Origin of the sequence: Mycobacterium sp. VKM Ac-1816D, assembly GCF_000416385.1 — a bacterium.
GTDB lineage: Bacteria > Actinomycetota > Actinomycetes > Mycobacteriales > Mycobacteriaceae > Mycobacterium > Mycobacterium neoaurum_A.
Genome location: NZ_AOHQ01000137.1, coordinates 266208 through 288873 on the forward strand (window position 1 = coordinate 266208; position 22666 = coordinate 288873).

Annotated in this window: 20 protein-coding genes and 1 pseudogene; 5 read left to right on the forward strand and 16 right to left on the reverse strand. The window is 64.3% G+C overall.

Annotated features, from left to right (window positions below):
* Positions 1–66: 66 nt before the first annotated feature.
* Genes G154_RS16435 through G154_RS16470 form a run of 8 tightly spaced genes read right to left on the reverse strand, consistent with a single transcriptional unit; the run spans position 67 to position 9373 of the window.
* Positions 67–1527 carry an MCE family protein gene (locus G154_RS16435; protein ID WP_019509836.1) on the reverse strand — a complete coding sequence of 487 codons (1461 nt, stop codon included), beginning with the start codon at positions 1525–1527 and terminating at the stop codon, positions 67–69.
* Complete coding sequence (locus tag G154_RS16440; protein WP_019509835.1) at positions 1528–2667, reverse strand: MCE family protein; 1140 nt, start codon at positions 2665–2667, stop codon at positions 1528–1530. It abuts the gene before it with no gap.
* On the reverse strand, positions 2664–4013 hold the full coding sequence (locus tag G154_RS16445; RefSeq protein ID WP_019509834.1) for an MCE family protein: 1350 nt from the start codon (positions 4011–4013) through the stop codon (positions 2664–2666). The genes G154_RS16440 and G154_RS16445 overlap by 4 nt, the downstream gene beginning before the upstream one ends.
* Complete coding sequence (locus G154_RS16450; RefSeq protein WP_019509833.1) at positions 4010–5377, reverse strand: MCE family protein; 1368 nt, start codon at positions 5375–5377, stop codon at positions 4010–4012. The genes G154_RS16445 and G154_RS16450 overlap by 4 nt, the downstream gene beginning before the upstream one ends.
* A complete protein-coding gene (locus G154_RS16455; RefSeq protein WP_019509832.1) occupies positions 5374–6402 on the reverse strand; it encodes an MCE family protein in 1029 nt (342 codons plus the stop codon). The genes G154_RS16450 and G154_RS16455 overlap by 4 nt, the downstream gene beginning before the upstream one ends.
* Before the next feature lie 44 nt (positions 6403–6446).
* Complete coding sequence (locus tag G154_RS16460) at positions 6447–7811, reverse strand: MCE family protein (RefSeq protein ID WP_019509831.1); 1365 nt, start codon at positions 7809–7811, stop codon at positions 6447–6449.
* A gap of 3 nt (positions 7812–7814) precedes the next feature.
* Entirely contained in the window at positions 7815–8660 is an 846-nt protein-coding gene (locus G154_RS16465; RefSeq protein ID WP_110807199.1) for an ABC transporter permease, read from the reverse strand.
* Between the two features lie 8 nt (positions 8661–8668).
* Positions 8669–9373 carry an ABC transporter permease gene (locus tag G154_RS16470; RefSeq protein ID WP_019509829.1) on the reverse strand — a complete coding sequence of 235 codons (705 nt, stop codon included), beginning with the start codon at positions 9371–9373 and terminating at the stop codon, positions 8669–8671.
* Between the two features lie 970 nt (positions 9374–10343).
* Here G154_RS16470 and G154_RS16475 point away from each other — a divergent pair.
* The gene (locus tag G154_RS16475; RefSeq protein WP_019509828.1) at positions 10344–10802 is read left to right on the forward strand and encodes a nuclear transport factor 2 family protein; all 459 of its coding nucleotides are present in this window, start codon (positions 10344–10346) and stop codon (positions 10800–10802) included.
* 7 nt (positions 10803–10809) lie between these two features.
* On the opposite strand, the gene G154_RS16480 is transcribed toward G154_RS16475, so the two are convergent.
* From G154_RS16480 to G154_RS16515, 8 genes and pseudogenes are all read right to left on the reverse strand, one after another.
* On the reverse strand, positions 10810–11805 hold the full coding sequence (locus tag G154_RS16480) for a MaoC family dehydratase (RefSeq protein WP_023985897.1): 996 nt from the start codon (positions 11803–11805) through the stop codon (positions 10810–10812).
* Positions 11806–11893: 88 nt separating this feature from the next.
* The gene (locus G154_RS16485) at positions 11894–12535 is read right to left on the reverse strand and encodes a TetR/AcrR family transcriptional regulator (protein WP_023985898.1); all 642 of its coding nucleotides are present in this window, start codon (positions 12533–12535) and stop codon (positions 11894–11896) included.
* Positions 12536–12568: 33 nt separating this feature from the next.
* Entirely contained in the window at positions 12569–13003 is a 435-nt protein-coding gene (locus G154_RS16490; RefSeq protein ID WP_234713072.1) for a DUF5078 domain-containing protein, read from the reverse strand.
* Between the two features lie 38 nt (positions 13004–13041).
* A complete protein-coding gene (locus tag G154_RS16495; protein ID WP_023985900.1) occupies positions 13042–13386 on the reverse strand; it encodes a DUF732 domain-containing protein in 345 nt (114 codons plus the stop codon).
* An 8-nt stretch (positions 13387–13394) separates the two neighbouring features.
* Positions 13395–16275: pseudogene (locus tag G154_RS16500) on the reverse strand (RND family transporter).
* Positions 16272–16706 (reverse strand): MmpS family transport accessory protein, encoded by a 435-nt coding sequence (locus G154_RS16505; protein ID WP_019509822.1) that lies wholly within the window; start codon positions 16704–16706, stop codon positions 16272–16274. Before G154_RS16505 ends, G154_RS16500 begins: the two are co-directional and overlap by 4 nt.
* Positions 16707–16915: 209 nt before the next feature.
* Complete coding sequence (locus G154_RS16510) at positions 16916–17566, reverse strand: TetR/AcrR family transcriptional regulator (protein WP_023985901.1); 651 nt, start codon at positions 17564–17566, stop codon at positions 16916–16918.
* A gap of 10 nt (positions 17567–17576) precedes the next feature.
* Entirely contained in the window at positions 17577–18203 is a 627-nt protein-coding gene (locus G154_RS16515; protein ID WP_045546458.1) for a TetR/AcrR family transcriptional regulator, read from the reverse strand.
* 215 nt (positions 18204–18418) lie between these two features.
* On the opposite strand from G154_RS16515, the gene G154_RS16520 reads away from it, so the two are divergent.
* The 4 genes from G154_RS16520 to G154_RS16535 are packed head-to-tail and all read left to right on the forward strand — an operon-like array spanning position 18419 to position 22660.
* Positions 18419–18865, forward strand: a complete 447-nt coding sequence (locus tag G154_RS16520; protein ID WP_019509819.1) for an MmpS family transport accessory protein — start codon at positions 18419–18421, stop codon at positions 18863–18865.
* Positions 18862–21768 (forward strand): RND family transporter, encoded by a 2907-nt coding sequence (locus tag G154_RS16525; RefSeq protein ID WP_023985903.1) that lies wholly within the window; start codon positions 18862–18864, stop codon positions 21766–21768. Before G154_RS16520 ends, G154_RS16525 begins: the two co-directional genes overlap by 4 nt.
* A gap of 50 nt (positions 21769–21818) precedes the next feature.
* Complete coding sequence (locus G154_RS16530) at positions 21819–22187, forward strand: DUF732 domain-containing protein (protein WP_019509817.1); 369 nt, start codon at positions 21819–21821, stop codon at positions 22185–22187.
* A complete protein-coding gene (locus G154_RS16535) occupies positions 22184–22660 on the forward strand; it encodes a DUF5078 domain-containing protein (RefSeq protein ID WP_031601549.1) in 477 nt (158 codons plus the stop codon). Before G154_RS16530 ends, G154_RS16535 begins: the two co-directional genes overlap by 4 nt.
* Positions 22661–22666 lie beyond the last annotated feature (6 nt).

Below are 22666 nucleotides of genomic sequence, written 5' to 3' on the forward strand. Positions count from 1 at the left end.
CGCGTGTGGGCGATGCTCGGTGCCGCTGAACTCAGCGGCACCGAGCATCGCCCTCGCCGGCACCACCTACCGTGACGGTGGCACCAACATCGACTGCCACGACTCCGGCTTCCCGCCGCCCGCCAGATTGGCCTGGGTGTACCGCTTCCCGTCCGGCCCGAGATAGCTGCCCGTCGTCGGGTCGTACTCGGCCACCGCGATGGGCGGCGCCACCGTCGGCGGCGCGGCTGCGGGAGCAGCCGGCGGCGCACTCTCACCGGGCCGGATCTGCGGAATCGGCTGGCCGGACAACGTGGCGTTGGGATCGCCCTTCCAGTTGAACCCGTCGTTGAGAGGAACGTAGTTCTCGTCGCTCTCGCACATCTTGACCGTCGGCGCCCGCTTCCCAGGCCGTGTCGCACACGGCAGGTTGCGCGCACCACGCACGTTGAACATGGAGTCCTGCGGGATGCGGCAGTACAAGTCCCCCGCGGGGCGGTCCGGGTAGTCGGTCAGGCTCGTCGGCCGTGCCTGATTCGGTGGTAGGTAACCGGTCAGGCATGGTGGTGGGAGGTTGAGATTCAGGTTGAAGCTCAGAAACGCACCCTTGTAATCGGGTTTGGTATCGCGATTGGTGACACCCGCGCCCTGCACCACTTCCACCGCCGACGGTGCCAGCACCAGCAGCTGCTCGAGATGCGGCTGATAAGTGACCGCCACATCCCCGAGGGTGACCAGGTTCGCCAACACCACCGGCAGGGTCGGCTGGACCCGGTCGAACAGTTGACGGACCTCGTCGGCGGCGCGCGGACCCACGTCCAGGATGCTGGTGACCGACTTGTCCTCACGCTTGAGCTGCTCGGTCACCGAGGCCATGTTGGAGGCCCACGCCTCGATCGAATCAGCGGTGGCCGACTGGGAGTCCAGGATGGGTTTGGAGTTGTCGATCAGGTTGGTCAGTGCGTCGAGATTCTTACGCGCGTCGATGGCCAGCGTGGTCGAGCCCTTGACCAGGCGGGCCAGATCCGGACCCAAACCACCTACCGCCGTGGCCGATTCGTCGACCACCGTCTGAAGGTTGTCGCCGGGGATGACCTCCAACCCCTTGTTCGTCGCCGCCAGCAGATCACTGATGTCCGGAGGTACCGAGGTACGGTCCAGCGGTATCACCGCCCCCTCGGCGAGGCGGCCGCTGTCACTGTCGGGGATCAGTGAGACGTATTGCTCGCCGATGGAGGAGGCACTGTGCACCTCTGCCGTGACGTCGGAAGGGATCTCGACGTCGGATTTGAGCGACAGCTCGGCCACCACACCGGACTGGGTGAGATCCACCCGCGCCACTCTGCCCACGTTCGTTCCGCGGTAGGTGACGTTGGCGTTCTCGTAGAGTCCCGCGGCAACCGGCAACTGGACGGTCACCTTGTAGTGGTTGTACCCGAACAGCAGGTTCGGCAGGCCCATGTAGTTGAAGATCATCACGGCACCACCGACGAGGGTGATCACCGCGAAGAACGCGAGCTGGGTGATGACTCTTCTGCTGAGTACCATCTAGGGCCCCTGATTCAGGTGGTACGGGATGATCAACGGATTGACCGCGGTGTACGGGCTGGGCAGCTGACCGATCGTGCGACCCCATTGCATCTCCAGCTCGGTGAGCTCACCCTCGAATCGGGTGCCGGTGAAGAATGACGAGTCGATACGACTCAGCGTCAGATCGATGATCGCGGTCAGGTTCGCGTAATCGCCGCGGAACCATTTGTCCAGCGTCTCCTGGGCGAACGGATACACCGAGAAGAAGCTCAACGACCGAGTGAGCGCGGGCCCGGAATCGGCCAGTGATTTCACCACCGGGGCAAGATCTTTGAGCTCCGCCACCAGAGCCTCTTTGGTTTGGTTGCTCGAATCCGCGGCAAGGGCGCTGAACTTGCCGAGCTGATCGAGTGCCTCGGTGAGGGTCTCCCGCTCATCCCGCAGGACGCTGAGCGCCTCGGGGATGGTGTCCAGTGCCCGGTCGACGACCGGGTCCTGTGCGGCGAAGTCGCCGACAAGGTTGTTCAGGCTGTCGGTGGCGCTGATGATCTCGTCGGTTTGGCGGTCGGTATTGGCGATGAACCTGTCCACCTCGGTGATGAGACTGCGCAGGTCGTTCTCACGCCCGGCGAAGGCGGTGCTCAACGCCGTGGTGATGTCCTGGATCTGACCGACTCCGCCACCGTTGAGTAACAGCGACACCGCCGCCAGTGTCTGCTCGGTCGACGGGTACGCGCCACCGGAGGCCAATTGGATCACCGAGCCGTCGTGCAGTCGGCCCTCGGGGGCCTCGTTGACCGGTGGAGCGAGCTCGATGTGCAGTGACCCCAACAGGCTGGTCTGCCCGATGGTCGCCGTCGCATTGGCCGGTAGCACGACATTGCCGTCGAGTGCCATGGTCAGCACCGCGTGCCAGTCCTGGCGCTCGATCTTGGTCACCGTGCCGACGTTGACGTCACCGACGCGCACCCTCGAGTTCTGCTGGACGTTGTTCACATCCGGCAGCTCCGCACGGATGGTGAACGATCCGGGGCCGTCACCGGCGGTGCCGGGCATCGGCAATGAGTTCAGACCGCGCCAGTCGCTGCAACCGGTCAGCAATGCCATGGCGGTCACCGCGCAACCGACCATCACCAGGGCACCTCGGCGGCCGGTCATGAACCTGCTCCCGGTGGCAGCATCATCCCGGTGAGGCCCGCTGCGGGATCGGTCTGCTGGGCCTCGGCGGGCAGCGGCGGTGCCGCATTCGCAGCCGGTGCGGGCGCACCTGCGGCCGGCGCCGGAGCCGGAGCCGGAGCCGGTGCCGGTGCCGGTGCCGGTGCCGGTGCCGGTGGCACATAATCGGGTCGCATCCAATCCTCGCTGTAGGTCACCTCATTGGGCCGTGCGACCGCCCCGACGAGCGGATTGCCGCCGATCGGGAAAAAGTTCATCTGGCGGTTCTTCACGATCGGTGCCAGGTACTGCACGCACAGCTTCGAGGACTGCTCGGCACCCAACCGGGAGGCCGCCTGGATGGCTCCGCACAGGAAGCTGATCGGATCGCTGAAGTTGTTGGTCGACAGGGCGCCGCTGAGCGTGCCCTGGGCCGGTTGATAGATGTTGATGAAGTTCTGCAGCACCGTCGGCGACATGTGCAGCAGTTGCTTGATGTCGTCGACGCTGTCGGTCAGCGCCTGCGACACCGAGGCCAGCTTGTCCGAGGTGGTACCCAAGGTCTCCTTGTTGGCGGCCACGAATGTCGCCACCGTTTTGGATACCTCGCTGACACTGGCTGCGGCAGAGCTGATCTCGTCGGGATCATCGGCCAGGGCCCATGTCACCGAGGCGAGATTGCGGTTGAGCTGCGACATCACATCCGAGCTGTCCTGCAGAGCCGACACCAGCAGCGACAGATTGCGCAGGGTGCTGAACAGGTCGGTGCTGTGGTCACCCAGTGCCGAAGTCGCCTTGGACAGTTTGATCAACGTGTCACGGATGTTCTTGCCCTGTCCCCGCAGGTTGTCGGCGGCGGTGTTGACCAGCGAACCCAGCGTGCTCACTCCCCCGGGTTCGGTGGGCTGCAGCATCTCGGTGAATCGCTGCAGTTGGACCCGCACCTCGTCCCACTCGACCGGCACCGCGGTGCGCTCCATGGGGATCACGGCGTCCGCGGGCAGGGTGGGACCGCCGGTGTAGGCGGGTGTCAGCTGGATGGCGCGAGCGGTCACCAGCGACGGCGCCAGGATGACCGCCTTGACGTCGGCAGGCACGGTGTATGTGTCGTCGATCCAGAAGCTCACCTTGGCACGGTCGGGTTCGGCATCGATGCGCTCGATTTCGCCGACCGGCACGCCGAGGATACGGATCTCGTCACCGACGAACAGACCGTTGGTGTTGTCGAAATATGCGGTGAAGGAGGTCCTGGCGATATTGGTGGTCGTCCGCACGATCGCGACCACACCGACGGTCAATACGGCAGTCAGCAGCAGCGCCAACCAGATTCGAATACGCGGCCGCGTCACTGTCCGTTACCTCCTGGCTCGGCCGGGGAACCGTCGGGTGCGACCTCGCCGGGTGCGCGCTCCAGAACGGGCGATGGGGTCGGTTCGGGAACAGACTGTTGGGCCGCCGGACCCGGCGCAGGCGGGCCGGGAGGCGGCCGACCGGGTGCCGGTTGCGGTCCGGGATCCCGGTAGGGATAGCAGCCCGGCCCGGGTAGCGGGATACCCGGTGGCCCGCATTGGCTGTCACCGGGATTGCCGGTGATGGCATCGGGAATCGTCAGGCGCGGCTCGCCACCCTGACCGGTGCGCGGGAACGGCACGGGCAATGCGGGCAGGCCGGGCTGGCCGACCTGTGGATCCGTGCGCTGCGACGGTGCGAGTACGTTCGGATCCAGGCCGAGGTCGGAGAAAGCGGCATTGATGAACGGTTGAAGATACTGACCGGGAAGAAGATTGGACAAGTAGGCCTTGAAGAAGGGCCCCGAGGACACCGACTCACCCAGCGAGAAGACGTAGGTGGTCAGACCCTTGATGGATTGCTGGACTTCCGTTTTCCGGTTCTCCACGATCGCCAGCGCGCCATTGAGCTTGTCCAGCGCCGGCTTGAGCGTGTCGGTGTTGTCGGCGACGAAACCGTTGATCTGCGCCGACAGCGCGGTGATGTTGTTCGAGATCTGGTCGAGTGCGGCACTCTGTTCGCCGAGAGCAACCAGCAGCTCGTTCGAGTCGCGGACGAGCTGGACGATCTTGTCGCTGCGCTCGCCGAGGACGGTGGTGGCCTTGTTCGCGTTGGCCAGCAACCGGCGAAGTTGTTCGTCGCGGCGGTTGAGGGTGTCGGAGAACCGCGCGACGCCGTCGACGGCGACCCGGAGATCATCCGGGGTGTCGCGGAACGTCTCGGCCAGGGTGGACAGCGAGGTCGACAGCTGATCGGTGTTCAGCCCGCTGATCTGGGCGGTGATATCACCGATCGCGTCGGGCAGCTGGTATGCCGATGTGGTGCGCTCCAACGGGATGACACCGTCCTGGTCACCGTCCCCGCGCGGGGTGATGTCGAGAATCTTGGACCCCAACAGACTCTTGGTCTTGACCGCGGCTTCCGTGCGATCACCGAGCTGCACGTCGTCGTCCACGCTGAACCGCACGAGCACGCGCGGCCCGTCCAGCGAGATGCTCTGCACCTTGCCGACCTGAAAGCCCGACACCTGCACTGCAGCACCACTTGTCAAGCCACCTGCCTCGGCGAAGTATGCCCCGTAGGTCTTCTGTGCGGACACCAGTGGCAGCTTGTCGTAGTTGAGCACCCCGAGGCTGATTGCGCCGACCGTCACGACGCCGATCAACCCGATGACCGCGGGGTTGCGCTCTTGGAAGGGTTTCATTTCGGCGTGCACCTACCGGTGTCTTGGCCTGCCAGTTTCACATACACCGGTTGACCGCCCTTACCGTTGAGTTTCAGCACGAGATCGCAGATGTAGAAGGAGAAGTAATCGCCGTTGAGCCCCTGCCGACCCAGGATCCGGTAGGACTGCGGCAGCGTGGCGAGCAGATTGTCCACGTAGTCGTGGTCGGCGACGACGATGCCTGCGGCGCGGTCGGTCTGCGCGACCGTCTCCTTCAGCGGCGGCCGGGCCTGTGCCAGCAGATCGGCGATACTGGCCGCGGACTCGTTGGTATAGGCCACCGCGGCACTCAGGTCGCCCTTGCGTTCTTTGAGGGTGTGCACGATCTCCGACAATGAGTCGACGGCGGTACCGAACTTGTCCTTCTGGTCGCCGAGCGAACCGAGCACGGTGTTGAGATTGGTGATGACCTGGCCGACGAGCTCATCGCGGTCGGCGAGGGTGTTGGTCAACGCGGCAGTGTTGGAGAGGAACGAGGCGACCGTCGCGCCTTGGCCCTGCAGCGCCGAGAGTAGCTGACCGCTCAGCGCGTTCACCTGGTCGGGATCCAACGCCCGGAACAGTGGCCGGAAGCCACCGATGAGTGCGTCCAAGTCCAGAGCAGGCGTGGTGCGCGAAACGGGAATGGTGGCACCGGGGGCCAGTCGCTGCACCGCGCCGGCTCCCTCCTCCAGCGCGAGATACCGGCCGCCGATGACGTTGTCGTAGCGGATGGCCGCCCGGCTGCCTTCGGTCAGCACCACCGAGTCGTCGGCGCTGAACTCCACGGTGACGGTGCTGTCGCCGTTGAGCCGGATGTCACCAACCTTGCCCACTTCGACACCGGCGATCCGGACGAAGTTGCCGGTTTCCAGTCCCGTCACGTTGGTGAACACCGCACGGAATGAGCGGGCTTCGCCGAATCTGAATTGGGCGAAAACTGTGAGCAACGCGAACATTCCGAACAGCGCGACCACGATGAACACGGCAAGCCGCCAGGCGGCGCCTGACAAGTTGTCCTTCATCTCGTCTGCCTCTCGATACTAGGTCGTGTCAAGGTCGGGCTGGTTCACGGTGCCGGCGGCGGCCCGGCGATCCCAGGCGGGATGGGTGCGGGTGGGACGCCGGGATAGAGCGGCGTACCTCCGGGGCCGTACTGCGGGGCGCCGTAGGGCGGAGCACCGGGATACGGAATCGGCCCCGGTGCCGGGCCGCCCGGGTAGCGGATGCTGGGCGGTTCCGGCACCGCACGGGTCACCGGGAAGTAGTTGGCCCAGCCGGGGAATCCGATGCCCGGGTTGGGCCGGTTGTCCAGTCCGGTGCCCCAACCGGTGTTGGCGATCAGGGTGCGCACGGGCCAGTTCTTGGCCACATCGGGCAGCGATCCGCAGCCCGGCTTGCCGCCGGGTCCGCCCTTGGCACCGTTGATCGGCAGATTCTGCGGATACCGATAGGGATCGTCACCGAGCAGCAGCGCCGCGTCCACGATCAACGATTTGCCGTTCGCTCCGCCGGTGTAATCGGCCTGGCCGAAATCGATGGCCTTCTTGCCACCGACGAGAAGACAGGTCAGCGACGGGTTGTACTTGTTGAACAGCGCCGCCGTCGGCCGCAGCGTGTTGATGGCCCGCACCAGATTGTCCTTGTTCGGACCCAGCACCGCGGTTCCGCTCTGGGACAGCCCGATCACGTTGAGCAACAAAGAATCCAGTTCGCGGGCGCGGTCGGCGATCGCCGCACTTGTCGTGCTTGCGGCATCGAGTACGCGCAGGATGTCCGGTGCCGCCGCGGCGTAGGCGTCGTTGAAGTTCTTGAACGCCCGCCAGTCCTCGGCGATGGTGTCAGTGCGTTGGTTGAGCGCGATCAGCACCTCGTTCGCCGCCGTCGTCGCCTCCCCCATCCGGGGCCCCTGGCCGCGCACACCCTCGGCGATGGCCGAGAAGACCGTGTTCAGCTTGGCGGGATCGATCTTGTGGATGACACCGACGAGGTTCTGGAAGACGGTGTTCACCTCGGTGCTGACGTTCTGTGACTGCAGGACGGCGCCCGCGGCGAGTACCTGTCCGGAGGGGTCCTTCGGGTAGATCAGGTCTACGTACTTGGCGCCGAACACCGTGGTCGAGGCGATCCTGGCCTGCACGTTGGAAGGCAAATAAGCAATCTTGTCGGGATCGAGCTCCAGTTTCAGGCTGACCGGATCACTGCCGCCGGTGACCGCACCAACGTGGCCGACCTGCACCCCACGCAGCTTGACCTTGGCGCCGACCTCCATGACCAGACCGGCGCGATCGGAGCTCAGCGTCACCGGCACATAGCTTTTGAACGAACCGGTGAACAGGAAGCCGGTGAGGGCCACCGCTGAGATGACGAACACGATGAGAAACGCCGTCCACCAGTCAGGGTGGATGAGAGGTTCGCCCGCCTTACGCGCCATCGCTCAGCCCGCCAGGTTGAAGTTGCCGGACTGTCCGTAGATGGACAGCGTGACCAAGAGCGTGACGCACACGGCGACCACCAGGGATGTGCGTGTTGCGCGTCCGACCGCCTCACCCACTCCGGCGGGCCCACCGCCTGCGGTGAAGCCGTAGTAGGTGTGCACCAACATGATGACCACCGCGGTCACCACCGCCTGGACGAACGACCAGATGAGGTCGGTGGGGATGAGGAATGTCCGGAAGTAGTGGTCGTACACGCCGGTGGACTGGCCATAGATGACCGTCGTTCCGAACCGTGCTGCCAGGAAGGACATGATGACCGCGACGCAGTACAGCGGGATGACCACGATGACGCCGGCCAACACGCGGCTGGATGCCAGGTAGGCCAGCGAACGGACACCCATGACCTCCAGGGCGTCGATCTCTTCGTTGATACGCATCGCGCCGAGCTGGGCAGTGGCGCCGGCACCGATGGTGGCCGCCATGGCGATCGCCGCGGTGAGCGGCGCGATCAACCGCACATTGAAGTAGGCGGAGGCGAACCCGGTGAGTGCCTCGACTCCGACCTGGGCGAACTGGTTGTAGCCCTGCACGGCGACCAGCGCACCGGTGGAGATGGTCAGGAACCCGACGATGACGACCGTGCCGCCGATGACCGCGAGGGCTCCGGTGCCCAGACTCATCGCGGCAATCAACCGCACCAGCTCGGTCTTGTAATGCACGAGGACATCGACCGCGGAGGCCAGCGTCCGACCGTAGAACTGCGTCTGCTCACCGATGCGGGTCCACCCGGCATGCCAGTTCTTCGTTGACCGAGCGAGCCGGGGAAACTGCTGCCGCACGGACATTTTGATGCTCATAGATTCACCTTGATTCCCACTGCGGTCATGAAGATGTTGATGAGGAAGAGCGCTAGGAAGGAGAACACCACGGTCTCGTTGACGGCGTTGCCGACACCGGCTGGGCCGCCGCTGACCGTGGTGCCCATATAGCAGGCGATCAGTCCCGCCGTCATCCCGAACAGGGTTGCCTTGATCAGCGACACCACCACGTCGCCCACGCCGGTGACCAGTGTCAGGCCCGCGACAAAGGCTCCCGGCGTGACGTTTTGGAAGAACACCGAGAAAACGAAGCCTCCCGCCAGGCCCACCAGGATCACCAGCGAGGCCAGCAGCAGGGCGACCACCGTCGCGGCCAGAACTCGCGGAACCACGAGCGCCTGAATGGGGTTGATGCCCATGACGCGCTGTGCGTCGAGTTCTTCTCTGATGGTGCGGGCTCCGAGGTCTGCACACATCGCGGTCGCGCCCGCGCCTGCCACAACCAGCACGGTGACGATCGGACCGATCTGGGTGACCGCTCCCAACGCGGCACCGGTCCCGGAGAAGTCCGCGGCACCAAACTCGGCAAGCAGAACGTTGAAAGTGAACACCGTCAACACCGTGAAGGGAATCGACAGCATCAGCGTGGGCAACAATGACACTCGCGCCACGAACCAGGTCTGCAGCACGAACTCACGCCAGGCGAACGGTGGGCTGAAGACGGCCAGAGCCGTGTCCATCGAGAAAGCGAAGAAGCCACCGATCCCGCGCAGGGGTCGAGACGATGCCAGCGTCTTGAGTATCAAGATCGCGCTCCGGTCCGCGCAACACGCAGCACGTCGGCTGCCGATTGCACACCGGCTACCCACGCATCGCCGATCGCGGCTGCGCAGTTCGATTCAAGGTGTCGCCACATAGCTGTCGTCCTCTGTTGTGGCAGGCAATACCGCCGGCACTCCGATATGAGCAGGGTCACAGAACGCGCTAGACACTACGTCTAAACGTTCCGCCTAGTCAATCTGTCGAATCGGGCCGCCGAAAGTTTGCCAGCAACCCCAGACGCCGATGTCACGCACACATCGCCGAACACGCGCCCACACTCCGCGACGTGACGCGGCCCACAAATTTAATCATGATTAAGCACAGCGATCAACACCCCTCGCGGATGCCGGAAAACGATGGGTCGCAAACCTCCAGGCCATCGATGACGTGGGAATTTTGACGTTATCGTAAAACCGAGCCCACGCTGCAGATCTTCGAATCGACAGTGAATTTGGGCGCGGATTCGACGCCACCGGGCCACGTCGATCAATCGGCGACGAAACATGAGGCCAGGCCCGCAGTCCCTGTGCGGGGTTGCTAGGCGGACTCAGCGTGGAAGAAGTCGGCTCCCCGGTCCGAGTGGACGCGATTCGAGGACTGGGCCACCGCTGCGACGGCACGCCGGCCTTCACAGAAGTCAGCGGTACCGAACTCGGCAAGTGGAGACCGGTGTCCACCCGACCGCCGAACTCCCCCGACCCCATTTTCGCCGGCCTCGCCGCCGTCGCAGTTTTTGAATATCTGATAAATTTTGGACGCGTCCGGATACTGTCGATTCTGCCCGCGCGGCCGTAGATGATGTCCGGATGAACGTGACCTCACCGGGATGATGCCCGGGGACACACCGACCGCAGCACACCCCGTCGACCTTCGAATTGGTGATAAGAGATGACAGCAGCACTGCCACACCCCACCGACGCCGACTACGCCGATGCGTATGGCCGCGCCTGGACCCAGGATCCCGAGCTGCTGTGCACCTTCTTCGCCGCCGACGGCACATACACCGATGTCGCGATGCGCGGGACCTATCAGGGGCGCACCGGCATCCAACGTTTCCATCGCTGGATGCTGACATTTTCCCCCGATTCGTTGATCGTCTTCACCGAGCCCGCCGTAGCCGACGGTCGCGCCTACTTCGAGTGGACCTGGAGCGGGTCCATCACCGGGCCTCTTCGTCTGCCGAACGGCAGCTCGATCGATGCGGCAGGAAAGCAGTTTTCGGCGACTGGCATTGCCACGTGCCGCTATGACGATCAGGGCTTGCTGACCAGCCACCGCGACTTCTGGGATGTCGGCCTGCTCGTCGACCAACTCGGCGACACCCTGGTCCCCCGCGGCGCCCAGTAGGCACCGGTCAGAACATCAGAGCGCTGAATCGCCAGTCCAACACCTGGCGGTCATCGCCCCCCTCGGCGCCCACCGCGAACACCAGCGACCGCAGATCGAGCACGCCACCGCCCGCCGGCAGCGGCGATACCCGTTCGATGTGCAGGTCGCTGTACACGGTGTCGCCCTCATACACCGGGCCGGTATGGTCGCAGGACTGCCAGCCCAGGACGGTTGCCAGGTTCGGCAGGACCCGGGTGGCTTGGGCAAGGGCGAGTCCGATGGTGTGCCCGCCGTACACCAGTCGCCGTCCACCGACTCGCCAATCATGATGCGTGGCAGCGATGTTGAGGCTCAGTCGGGCGAGTTCGGGGGCCGAGCTCACGACATCGGCCGAACTGCGGTAGCGGTGGCCGGCCAACTCCGAGGCGAAGTGCGGGCCGGGCACGCGCGCACGGAAGGCCGCACCGTCCCAGGATCCGGCGGGATCGGTGGCCACCTCGTCGGCGCCGATCGTCGTCAGGTCATCGTGGTGTCCGGTGTCGACAACCCCGGGTGCCATCGGGAGCATCGCGCACCGATGGAAATCCAGGACCAGCCGGCCATGCTGGTCGGTCGTCGTCATCCGCAGTGCGGCAAGGCCGGTGGGCGCCCGGCCCTCACGGACAGCATTCTGCCGAAGCCCGACCACCCGGGTCGTGGTGGACAACGTATCCCCCAGCTTGGGATAGCTGTGGAACACCAATCCGCGGTAGAAGAGATTGGCCTTGACGCGACCGGTCACCAGCGTGCTCTGTCCTATGGCGACATCGGTGACCAAGCCGGGGTGCGCTGGCAGCCCGGGCGTTCCGGTCACCGCTTCGGCCAGCTCCACATCGAGTGCCAGCCGCAGCCGGTCCCCCAGGATCGCCTGGTGCAACGCGGCCGCACCTTCGGTCAGGGTCATCCGCGGCGCACTGTCGAAGACCTGCCCGACGACGAGCTCGTCGAAGTACGGTCCCACAACTGAATTCGGTGTCGGCATCGCATCCCTTTCAGATCCACGTCGATACTGGGCCGGCATTCGTGACCGTGGCCGCACTTTTTGAAGTTAGACTAAAATATTGCGCCTATCAATTCGCGGCGTCGTCGCCTTCGGTGATATCGGGAGCATCGCCACGGACCGCCGGCAGGACCAAGCTGTCGATGACCTGGCGCACGAAGCCGGAATCGACGCTCTGGCCGCCGACCACCCGCAGTAACCCCATCGCCACCAACACGTCGGCCACCAGCGACCAGTCCCGATCCGCGATATCACCGCGCTCGACGGCATGCTGCAGAATCGCGGCCACCACGCGTCGTCCCCGGCGCAGCATCAGGTCGTCCAGTGCGGCCGCCAACTCTGGGTCACGGCTGGACTCCAGCGCCACCCGCAGCACCAGATCGTTGGAGATCAGCTCGTCGTCGTTGCGGGCAACCCTATCGACGATCACGTCGAAGTCGCCTTCCAGGCTGCCGGTGTCAGGGATATCGTCGGCAAGCAGGTCGGGCCGCCAGTAGACAAGCGCATCGGTGATCAGCGCCGCTTTCGACGCCCACCGCCGATATATCGCGGCTTTACCGACGCCCGCACGGGCGGCGATATCGTTCATATTGGTGTCGTTGTAGCCGTTCTCGGTCAGCGCGGCCAACGCGGCATTGAGGATCGCGGGATCGCGGGACCGGTCGAGTCGACCGGTGGTGCGCTGGCGAAGCTTGGGCTCCATGCCTGCCATTGTCACCGATTCCCCGACCGCGCAGAACGGCACCTACCGCGGCACCGGCCAGTTCCACACCGACATGTCCGCGGCCGGGTAGCCCGCACACACGTCGGTGGCCTTGGCGACCACGCCCTTGTTGTTGAAGAAGATCTTGGCCCAGTTACCCCACCGGGTGGCGACCTGCTCGTAGTAGATGTTCGTGGCGGTGTCTTCGGAGTATTGCCGCCGCCCCGCCGCATCCAGGGAGTAGAACCAGTGGATTCGGTCCACGGCCATCTGCTGAATCTCCGGCGGTCGGTTTGCCTTGTCGATCATATAACGCTCGAAGTAGATCGGGGAGGTATCGCGCGCGGCCGCCAGATACTGCTCGGCGTCGCAGTGCGTTTCGATCTGCCGATGTGGAATCGGGTAGTCATCGGTCGCGTCGGCGGACGCCTGCGGCGGCGCGAGCACGCCTGCGGTGCAGGCCGCCGCGGTGATCATCACACCGGCACGCACCATCAGTCGAAACGTGGGGATGTTCATCTGCGATCACCGCTCATCTCCGCCAGTGCAGCAGTGTGCTGCGGACAGTACAGGGATACGGCCGTGCCGAGGAACTGCCATACCTGGCCGGTGTTCATGGTGCGCGCGAGGTTGCGGGACAGGAATACCGCGGACTGCGAGGCATCGGCGTCCACGCCGGTGCTCAGGCGTCGGCAGGCGATCTTCGCCAGCCATGCGTTGTAGTCACGCTGTCCATAGATGCCGAACCCGTGCAGGGTGTTCGCGAAGTCGGTGTCGACATCGGCATGGGCCGGCGTTGCCCAGCCGATGCTCATCACGGTGAGCACCGCTGAAGCCGCTGCCCCACATCGATTCTTCATGGTCCGCTTCATGCGCCGACCTGCGGGATGGGTGCGGTGTGCGGCTCCTCGGGTTCGGGTCCGGCCGTGGGTTTGGGTGGGTGGGTGATCTTGTAGGTGTTCAACGGCCACCAGAACCAGCGCCCGAGCGCGGAGGCGATGGACGGCGTCATGAAGGCACGCACGATCAGGGTGTCGACGATCAGTCCGATCCCGATGGTCATGCCGAGTTGCCCGACCACCCGCAGATCACTGACGATCATCGAGGCCATCGTGAAGGCGAAGACCAGCCCGGCGGCGGTGACGACCCGACCGGTCGCCCCCATGCCGCGGATCATCCCGGTGTGCAGACCGGCGTGGATCTCCTCCTTGAGCCGCGACACCACCAGAAGGTTGTAGTCCGAACCCACCGCCAACAGGATGACCATGGACAGCGGGATCACGATCCATTGCACACCGAGGCCGAGAACCTCCTGCCACAGCAGCACGGACAGCCCGCACGCCGTTCCGAGCGAGGCGGCGACGGTCCCCACGATCACCAGGGCCGCGACCACGCTGCGCGTGATGATCAGCATGATCGCGAAGATCAGGATCATCGAGGCGATGATCGCGATCATCACGTCGGTCTTCACACCGCTTTGCATGTCGTTGTACAGCGATGCGGTGCCTGCCAATGACACCTTCGCGTTGGCAAGTGGGGTGCCCTTCACCGCGTCGGCCACCACGTCCTTCATATCCCGGACATGCTCGATGCCTTCGACGGAGGCCGGGTCACCCTGGTGGGTGATGATGAACCGCACCGCCTTGCCGTCCGGGGAGACGAACATGTCCAGCCCGCGCTTGAAGTCCGGATTTTGGAAGACGTCCGGCGGCAGGTAGAAGAAGTCGTCGTTCTTCGCCTGGTCGAAGTAGAGGCCGATCTCGGTGGCACCACGGGCGAGTTCCTGTTGCTGGGCCTGGGTGCCTGCCATCACGCTGTGGGTGGCGAGCATGAAGTCCCGCATCGTGCGCATCGAGTCGATGGTGGGCAGCAGTGTTGCCTGCATCTGGGGCATCAGGGTGTCGAGCTTGTCCAGATCTGTGCTCAGACCGCCGATCTGGTCGGCGAGCTTGTCGATACCGTCCAACGAATCGAAGATCGACCGCAACGCATGGCAGATCGGGATGTCATAGCAGTGCGGTTCCCAGTAGAAGTAGTTGCGCAACGGACGGAAGAAGTCGTCGAAATCGGCGATGTGATCCCGCAATTCGTTGGTGGTGGCCACCATGTCGTGGGTCTTCTGCACCATGCTGTGGGTGGTGTCGGTGAGATCGGTCATGATGGCGTACATGCGCTCCATGTTGGCGATCGTGGAGCTCAGTTCGTCCGCTTGCTCCAACATCTGAGCCGAGTTGTCGTTGTTGAACTTCGCGGCCTGCAGTGTCCCGGCGTTCTGGGCTCCCAGCATGAACGGGATGGAGCTGTGCTCGATCGGCGCGCCGAGCGGGCGGGTGATGGTCTGTACCCGTTCGATACCGCGCATGTGCACCACGTTCTTGGCGACTCTGTCGATCACCAGCATGTCCGCGGGATTCCGCAGGTCATGGTCGGCTTCCAGCATGAGCAGTTCGGGGTTCATCCGCGCCTGGGAGAAGTGCCGGTCGGCGACGGCCATGGCCAGGTTGGCCGGCATGTCGTCCGGGGTGAACTTCTGGTCGTTGTACTGCGGGACGTAGGTGGTCAGGCTGACGAAACCCAGGACGGCGATCAGCGTGGTGACCACGATGATCGGTCCGGGCCAGCGCACGACCGCGGTGCCGACCTTGCGCCAGCCCTTGGCGGACAGTTGCCTTTTCGGTTCCAGCAGGCCGAATCTGGAGGCGACGGTCAGGACCGCGGGGGCGAGCGTGAGGGCTGCGAAGATGATCACCAGGATCGACAGCGCACACGGAATGGCCATCGTCCGGAAGTACGGCAGGGTGGTCATGGTGAGGCAGAGGCAGGCGCCGGCGATGGTGAGCCCAGAACCCAGGATCACATGCGAGACACCGTGGTAGGAAACGTAGTAGGCGTCCTCGGGACTGCGGCCTTTGGATCTTTCCTCGTGGTAGCGACCCCACAGGAAGATCACGTAGTCGGTACCGGCCGCCAAGGCCAGCATGGTCACCATACTGACCGCATACGGTGTCAGGCCGATCAGGTTCAGGTATCCGGCCGCCGCGGTAACCCCCTGTGCGGCAGAGAGTTCGAGCCCGATGATGACCATCGAGATTCAGCATCGTCACGATCGAGCGGTAGATGACGAGCAGCATCGCGATGATCACGCCGACCGAGACCAGTTCCATCACCGCCATGCTCTGGTGACTGGCAATGCTGGTGTCGGCGTTGAGCACCGTGTTACCGGCGACGTGGGCTTTGATGCCCGGCGGCGCGGGAACCGAATCCACGATCTGACGCACCGCCGCGACAGATTCGTGACTGAGGCTGGTGCCTTGGGAGCCGTTGAGGAAGATCTGAACATAGGCGGACTTTCCGTCCACACTCTGCGATCCGGCGGCGGTCAGCGGGTCGCTCCAGAAGTCCTGCACGTTCTGGACATGCTCGTGGTCGGCCTTGAGCTTGGCGATGATGTCGTTGTAGTACGTGTGGGCGCTGTCCCCCAGCTTGTCGTCGCCCTCCAAGACGACTATTGCCGTGGAATCGGAGTCGTACTGTTGGAACACCTTGCCGATGTTGAGCATCGCTTGATACGACGGTGCGTTGGTCGGGCTCAGCGGTACCGATCGGGTAGCCGACACGTCGTCGAGCGAGGGCACGAATATGCCGAGGAGCACCGCGATGGCCACCCAGCCCAGGATGATCGGTAGTGCCAGCACCCGAATCAGACGAGCGATGGCGGGACGGTGCGGTGCTGAATGCGTTGTGCTCATACGGATTTCACCAAGCAGTAGATGAACGGTTTGATGGAGTCCGAGCTGGCGCGGTCATCACGTACGTCGCCGTCGACGGTGACACGGCAGGCGAGGTCGCTGGTTGCGGTGTCCCCCTGGGCCATGATGTTGGCCGACATCGAGGGCAGCGTCGTGATGATCGTGTGCGACCAGGGCAGCGGCGCATTCTCGACCAGGTTCGGTTGACCGTTCTCGTCGAGATAGTTCACGGTCACCGATCCCCCCGAACCGGTGACCTCGTAGGTGATGTGCTTCGGGTTGAAGTTCGCGGTGATGCCCGAGCCTTCGGCGGCGACCGGAGCGGGCGCGATGGCCGAATCACGGATGCGCCCGATGACGAAAACGCCCAATGCGACGACGACCACCAGCAGCAGCAGAGGTATCCATGACCTCTTGAGCAACCGGACCACCGAATCTCCCTATGTCGAGCACCATCTGGCGGGCCGTGCTGCCCCGGCGAGCGCGTGCGACCGGCGGTGGACGGCGAGTCCTGGCGCCCCACAGGACGATTCTCGCAGCCGGCGTAGACACCGCTTTGAAGGACGGACTCTTGGTTTCCGATGAGTCCACGCTTGGTTTCGCGCTCCGTACGGTCGGTCGTCCAGCAGCACACCGCCAGCTATTGCGAGGGTCGCTGCACCGTCCAACGCTCCATCAGTTCTCCGAAGTCGGGCGCGGCCCCTGGGAGGAGACCGGACGATTGCGGGCGAAGTCCGTCCAACGCCAGGGCGAGATACCTGCGGCGAAGTTCTTGGTCGCGCTTCGGGTTCTGGCTTCGAATGCTGCATATTTGCCCGGCGAGCAGAGGAACATCGGCGCTGGTGAAATCTCGCCGCAAGTCACCGGCGGCAATCGCTCGGTCCACCACCTGCTGCGTCAGCTCATAGAGATCATTCGCCAACGTCACGACGTCCTCGTGGGGCACGAACAACCCTGCAAGCATCAACTGCGCTCCAGCGCCGGATTCGATGTAGTGCTCCATGAAGCCCGTGAAGGCCTTCCATGGATCTGCCCCGCCTTCAAGCGCGCGCTTAGCGGCGGAAACGATTGACTGCATGCCATCGGCGGACACGGCGTTCAGAAGCTCGCCCTTGGACTTATATCGTCTGTACAGACTGGCCTGGCCCAGCCCAGCGCGGGCCGCGACATCGGACATCTTGGCCTCAGGCCGCTCCACGAATACCTCGCGAGCCGCGTTCAGCACGGCGTCGTCGTTGCGAAGGGCCTCACGGTACCGACCTCGTGGCGTTGGGACCTTTTCTGCCGTCACCACTCGAAGATTACCCACGCGGACATCTGCCCCAGTCGCGTGTGAGGCTCGGGATGAGCACGTGATCGACCAACGCGCGGACGGTGTGTTGGTTTGGCGGATCAGCGGCCACGAGGGAACGAAACACCAGGTAGCCGGCCAGGACATCGTCGAGTTCGTCGTCCGGCACCTCGGCGCCGCTGATCTCTCCTCGGTCCACTGCGTCTCTGATCACCTCTGCGAATACGCGCTTGCGCCGGAGAACGAACTCGTTGTGAAAGGCTGCGGCAAGCGCAGGACTACGGGCCAACTCACCCAACACCGCGCGCATGGTGCTCCCGTGCTCGCTGACCCGTCGACACACCGAAGTGCCGATCTGGAGCAGGTCCTCCCTCAGTGAACCGGTGCACGGGGCCACCTCCGACGCTCGCGTGCCTTCAATGAAGGCGGCCAGCACCAGCTCCTCCTTGGAGGGCCACCGTCGGTACAGCGTTGACTTACTGGCTTTGGCCTCGGTCGCCACTGCTTGCAGGTTCAGTCCGTCGTATCCAGACGTCTGAAGCATGCGAAGCGTCACCGCGAGCAGTTCTGCCTCTCGGGCGGTCCAGCGCGATTTCGGCAAGGTGGCCGTTGCATCATGCGTCGTTCCACGAGACAAGCGATCACCTCAATCTGCTTGGCCGCCAAGTGTTTTGACGGCGGCTACGTGTCCGACGCATTGTTGCCAACGCGACGCCGGTTGCCGACCGTTTAAGGACGGCCGCGGTTGCAACTAAACGGACTGTACCGTATCGTTTTACTTCGGTCCGGCACAATGCCGGCCGTAAACGCGGGCAGATGTCATCGCGCCGCATGTCGAAAGGCTTTCTCGGGGTGAAGGGTTTTTCGTTTGGCGGCCTGATGAAGCGACGGTGGACCGTCGTCGTCGCGCTGGTGGTGGTGGCCCTGGTCGTCTTCAGCGTGACCCGGCTGCATGGGATCTTCGGGTCCGACAACCAGGTGTCCAGGCCTGCCGCCGATTCCCTGGAGAACACCGGATTCAACCCCAAGCGTGTCCTCTTCGAAGTGTTCGGCACGCCAGGCGCCACGGCCACCATCAACTTCCTCGACGAGCACGCCCAACCCCAACGCGTCGACGACGCGCCACTGCCGTGGTCGCACACGTTGACCACCGACGACCCGACACTGTTCGCGGATCTCCGCGCTCAGGGTGACTCGGCTCCCATCACGTGCCGCATCACCGTCAACGGCATCGTCAAGGACGAAAGGTCCGCTAGCAACGTGAACGGATACATCGCTTGCCTGGACAAGTCCGCATGAGCCAGCACGCCGAGCACGACTCGACGCAGAGGTCCCGGCCCGCACGGCTGATATGGACGCTAGCGTTGCCAATTCTGTTGCTGTGGATCGCGATTGCGGTGTTGAGCAACACCATCTCCCCTCAGCTGGAGACCGTCGGCGAAGAGCGCTCGGTGGCGATGAATGCCGCCGATTCGCCGTCGATCATGGCGATGCGGCACATCGGGCAGAAATTCGGCGAGTTCGACTCCGACAGCGCGGCCATGGTCGTCATCGAGGGTGAGCAGAAGCTGGGTCAGGATTCCCACGACTTCTACGACGTCCTGGTCAAGAAGCTCAACGCAGACACCCAGCACGTCCAGCACGTCCAGGACTTCTGGGGCGACCCCCTGACTGCGGGAGGCGCGCAGAGCAAGGACGGCAAGGCGGCGCTGGTCCAGGTCTACCTGCGCGGCAACCAGGGTGAGGCGCTGTCCAACGAATCCGTCGACAGCATCCGCAATATCGTCGCCGACACCCCCGCCCCCAACGGGGTCAAGGCCTACGTCACCGGCGCCGCCCCGCTGATCACCGACAACTTCGAAGTCGGCAACGCGGGCACCCACCAGGTCACCGCGATCACCTTCGCGGTCATCGCCGTGATGCTGCTGATCGTCTACCGATCCCTGTTCACGATGCTCATCATGCTCGTGGTGGTCGCCGTCGAGCTGATGGCCGCCCGCGGCGTCGTCGCGGTGCTGGCCAACGAGGGCGTCATCGGCCTGTCGACCTACGCCACCAATCTGCTCACGTTGATGGCGATCGCCGCCGGCACCGACTACGCCATCTTCCTCGTCGGCCGATACCAGGAAGCCCGCAACCGAGGCCTGGAACGGGCCGACGCGTACTACGACATGTTCCGCGGGACGGTGCACGTCATCGTCGGTTCGGGACTGACCATCGTCGGCGCCGTGGCGTGCCTCTACTTCACCCGGCTCCCCTACTTCCAGACCCTCGGGGTGCCCGCAGCCCTCGGCGTGCTGGTGACGCTGGTGGCGGCATTGACCCTCGGGCCCGCCGTCGTCGTGATCGCCACTCGGTTTGGTCTGCTGGAGCCCAAGCGCAAGGTGCGGAACTCCGGATGGCGCCGCATCGGCACCTCGATCGTCCGCTGGCCCGGTCCCATCCTCGTCGCGTCACTCGCCGTCGCCGCCATCGGCGTCCTGGCGCTGCCAGGGGCCAAGATCAGCTACGACGGGCGGCCCTACTTGCCCGACACCGCGCCGGCCAACGTCGGATACGCCGCCGCCGAACGCCACTTCTCCGAGGCCCGGTTGAACCCCGAGCTGTTGATGATCGAATCCGACCACGACATGCGCAACCCGTCGGACATGCTGATCCTGGAGCGCGTCGCCAAGGCCGTGTTGCACACCCCGGGCATCGCCATGGTGCAGTCGATCACCCGGCCGCTGGGCACACCGCTGACGCACAGTTCCATACCGTTTCAGATCAGTGCCCAAAGTGCCGGGCAGATCATGAACCTGAGCTACCAGCAAGCGCGAGCCCAAGACATCCTCAAGCAGGTGGACCAGACCAGCAAGACCATCGCCGTCCTGCAACAGCAACTGGAACTGCAGAAGCAGAGTGCCGCCGCCACCGACGAGCAGGTGCAGGCCTTCCACGACACCGTGGCGACCATCAACGAAGTGCGCGACAACCTCGCCAACTTCGACGACTTCTTCCGACCGTTGCGCAACTACTTCTACTGGGAGCCGCACTGCTTCGACATCCCGTCGTGTGCGGCACTGAGGTCGGTGTTCGACTCGCTGGACGGCATCTCGGCGCTCAGTGACCAGTTCGCCAAGGTCACCGCCAGCCTCGACAAGCTCAACGCCCTCCAGCCGCAACTGGTGGCGCTGATCCCGCCGCAGATCGATATCCAGGAAGCCAATCGCGATCTGCTGCAGTCGAACTACGCCACCACCGGCGGCACCAACACCCAAAGCCAAGAGGCGTTGAAGAACGCGACCGCACTCGGCAAGGCCTTCGACGACGCCAAGAACGACGACTCGTTCTACCTGCCGCCCGAAGCCTTCGACAACGCCGACTTCAAGCGTGGCCTCAAACTGTTTATGTCACCCGACGGCAAGGCCGCCCGGATGATCATCACCCACGAGGGCAATCCCGCCACCCCTGAGGGCATCTCGCACATCGACGCCCTGCGCAACTCCGCGTTCGACGCGATCAAGGCAACCCCGTTGTCCGATGCCAAGATCTACGTCGCAGGAACCGCGTCGACCTACAAGGACATCCAGGAAGGGTCGACCTACGACCTGCTGATCGTGGCCATCGCCGCGATCGCCCTGATCCTGCTCATCATGGTGTTCATCACCCGAAGCATGGTCGCCGCGGTGGTCATCGTCGGAACGGTCGTGCTGTCGCTGGGGGCGTCGTTGGGCCTGGCGGTCCTGGTGTGGCAGTACATCTTCGGCATCGAGCTGTACTGGATCGTGCCCGCACTGGCGATCATCCTGCTGTTGGCGGTGGGCGCGGACTACAACCTGCTGCTGATATCCAGGTTCAAGGAGGAGATCGGGGCCGGCCTGAACACGGGCATCATCCGGGCGATGGCGGGCACCGGCGGTGTCGTCACCGCCGCCGGCATGGTGTTCGCCGGCACCATGGCCTCCTTCGCCTTCAGCGACCTGATCGTCCTGGGCCAGATCGGCACCACGATCGCCCTGGGCCTGCTGTTCGACACGTTGATCGTGCGGTCGTTCATGACGCCGTCCATCGCCGCGATGCTCGGCCGCTGGTTCTGGTGGCCGCTGAACGTGCGCACCCGCCCGGCCAGCCAAATGTTGCAGCCCTTCGGATCCCGAATCTCGGTACGCAAGCTCATCGGACCCGAGACCAAGGAAGCCGACGGACACGATCCGGCCTGAACGACCCGTCCAGGTCACGTCTCGACATCAGCCCACGGAAGGCACCACGGATGAAGATATCGACGAGTCTGGGGCAGACGACGCTAATCGTCTCCGCAGCATCGGTGCTACTAGCTCCATGTGCGCAGGCCGATGTCGACACCGACTTCGCGAATCAGGCTCACACGTACGGAATTTACGGTCCTCGCGACTACAACGCTTGGGTAGGAAAAATCGCCTGCAAGAGGCTTGCGCACCACGTCGATGAGACGGCCCTCGAGTCCGTGTCGTTCTTGCAAGGCAGTCTCGCCGGCGGGACTTCTCAGGGCCAGGCGTGGCAGTTTCTCGGCGCAGCGGTGGCCGCGTACTGCCCGGAGGCGACGTCCGTGTTGCCGGCAGCAGCAGGACCCGCGGGCTCGACGATGAAGGAGCTGGGATGAGAAGCAGATCGTTGGTACGGAGAGCGATCGAGGGTATTGCCGTGGGAGCCGTATGCGCGGCCACCACCGTGTCGTTGGCGAGTCCGGCATCCGCCGACGCCACCGACGACTTCCCGATCCCGCACCGGATGATCATCACCACCTGCGACACCGAGCAGTACATGGCCGCCGCGCGCGACACCAGCCCGGTGTACTTCGAGCGGTACATGATCGACCGGAGCAACCGCCCCGCCGACGTCCAGCAGCAGGCCTTCGACCGCATCCACTGGTTCTTCTCCCTGGACCCGGTGGCCCGCCGCCAGTACTCCGAGGACACCGCCACCAACGTGTACTACGAGAACACCGCCACCCACTGGGGCAACTGGGCCAAGCTGTTCTTCAACAACAAGGGCGTCGTCGCCAAGGCCACCGACGTCTGCATGAACTACCCGCACGGCGACATGTCCGTCTGGAGCTGGGAAGCCACACCATGACGGCCA

Bases quoted from the DNA above. Each gene is read 5' to 3' on its own strand.
- G154_RS16465 (WP_110807199.1), bottom strand. From the start codon at position 8,660: ATGTCCGTGCGGCAGCAGTTTCCCCGGCTCGCTCGGTCAACGAAGAAC.
- G154_RS16470 (WP_019509829.1), bottom strand. From the start codon at position 9,373: ATGGACACGGCTCTGGCCGTCTTCAGCCCACCGTTCGCCTGGCGTGAG.
- G154_RS16495 (WP_023985900.1), bottom strand. From the start codon at position 13,386: ATGAAGAATCGATGTGGGGCAGCGGCTTCAGCGGTGCTCACCGTGATG.
- G154_RS16475 (WP_019509828.1), top strand. From the start codon at position 10,344: ATGACAGCAGCACTGCCACACCCCACCGACGCCGACTACGCCGATGCG.
- G154_RS16440 (WP_019509835.1), bottom strand. From the start codon at position 2,667: ATGACCGGCCGCCGAGGTGCCCTGGTGATGGTCGGTTGCGCGGTGACC.
- G154_RS16530 (WP_019509817.1), top strand. From the start codon at position 21,819: ATGAAGATATCGACGAGTCTGGGGCAGACGACGCTAATCGTCTCCGCA.
- G154_RS16450 (WP_019509833.1), bottom strand. From the start codon at position 5,377: ATGAAACCCTTCCAAGAGCGCAACCCCGCGGTCATCGGGTTGATCGGC.
- G154_RS16455 (WP_019509832.1), bottom strand. From the start codon at position 6,402: ATGAAGGACAACTTGTCAGGCGCCGCCTGGCGGCTTGCCGTGTTCATC.
- G154_RS16460 (WP_019509831.1), bottom strand. From the start codon at position 7,811: ATGGCGCGTAAGGCGGGCGAACCTCTCATCCACCCTGACTGGTGGACG.
- G154_RS16480 (WP_023985897.1), bottom strand. From the start codon at position 11,805: ATGCCGACACCGAATTCAGTTGTGGGACCGTACTTCGACGAGCTCGTC.
- G154_RS16525 (WP_023985903.1), top strand. From the start codon at position 18,862: ATGAGCCAGCACGCCGAGCACGACTCGACGCAGAGGTCCCGGCCCGCA.
- G154_RS16490 (WP_234713072.1), bottom strand. From the start codon at position 13,003: ATGATCACCGCGGCGGCCTGCACCGCAGGCGTGCTCGCGCCGCCGCAG.
- G154_RS16485 (WP_023985898.1), bottom strand. From the start codon at position 12,535: ATGGCAGGCATGGAGCCCAAGCTTCGCCAGCGCACCACCGGTCGACTC.
- G154_RS16435 (WP_019509836.1), bottom strand. From the start codon at position 1,527: ATGGTACTCAGCAGAAGAGTCATCACCCAGCTCGCGTTCTTCGCGGTG.
- G154_RS16535 (WP_031601549.1), top strand. From the start codon at position 22,184: ATGAGAAGCAGATCGTTGGTACGGAGAGCGATCGAGGGTATTGCCGTG.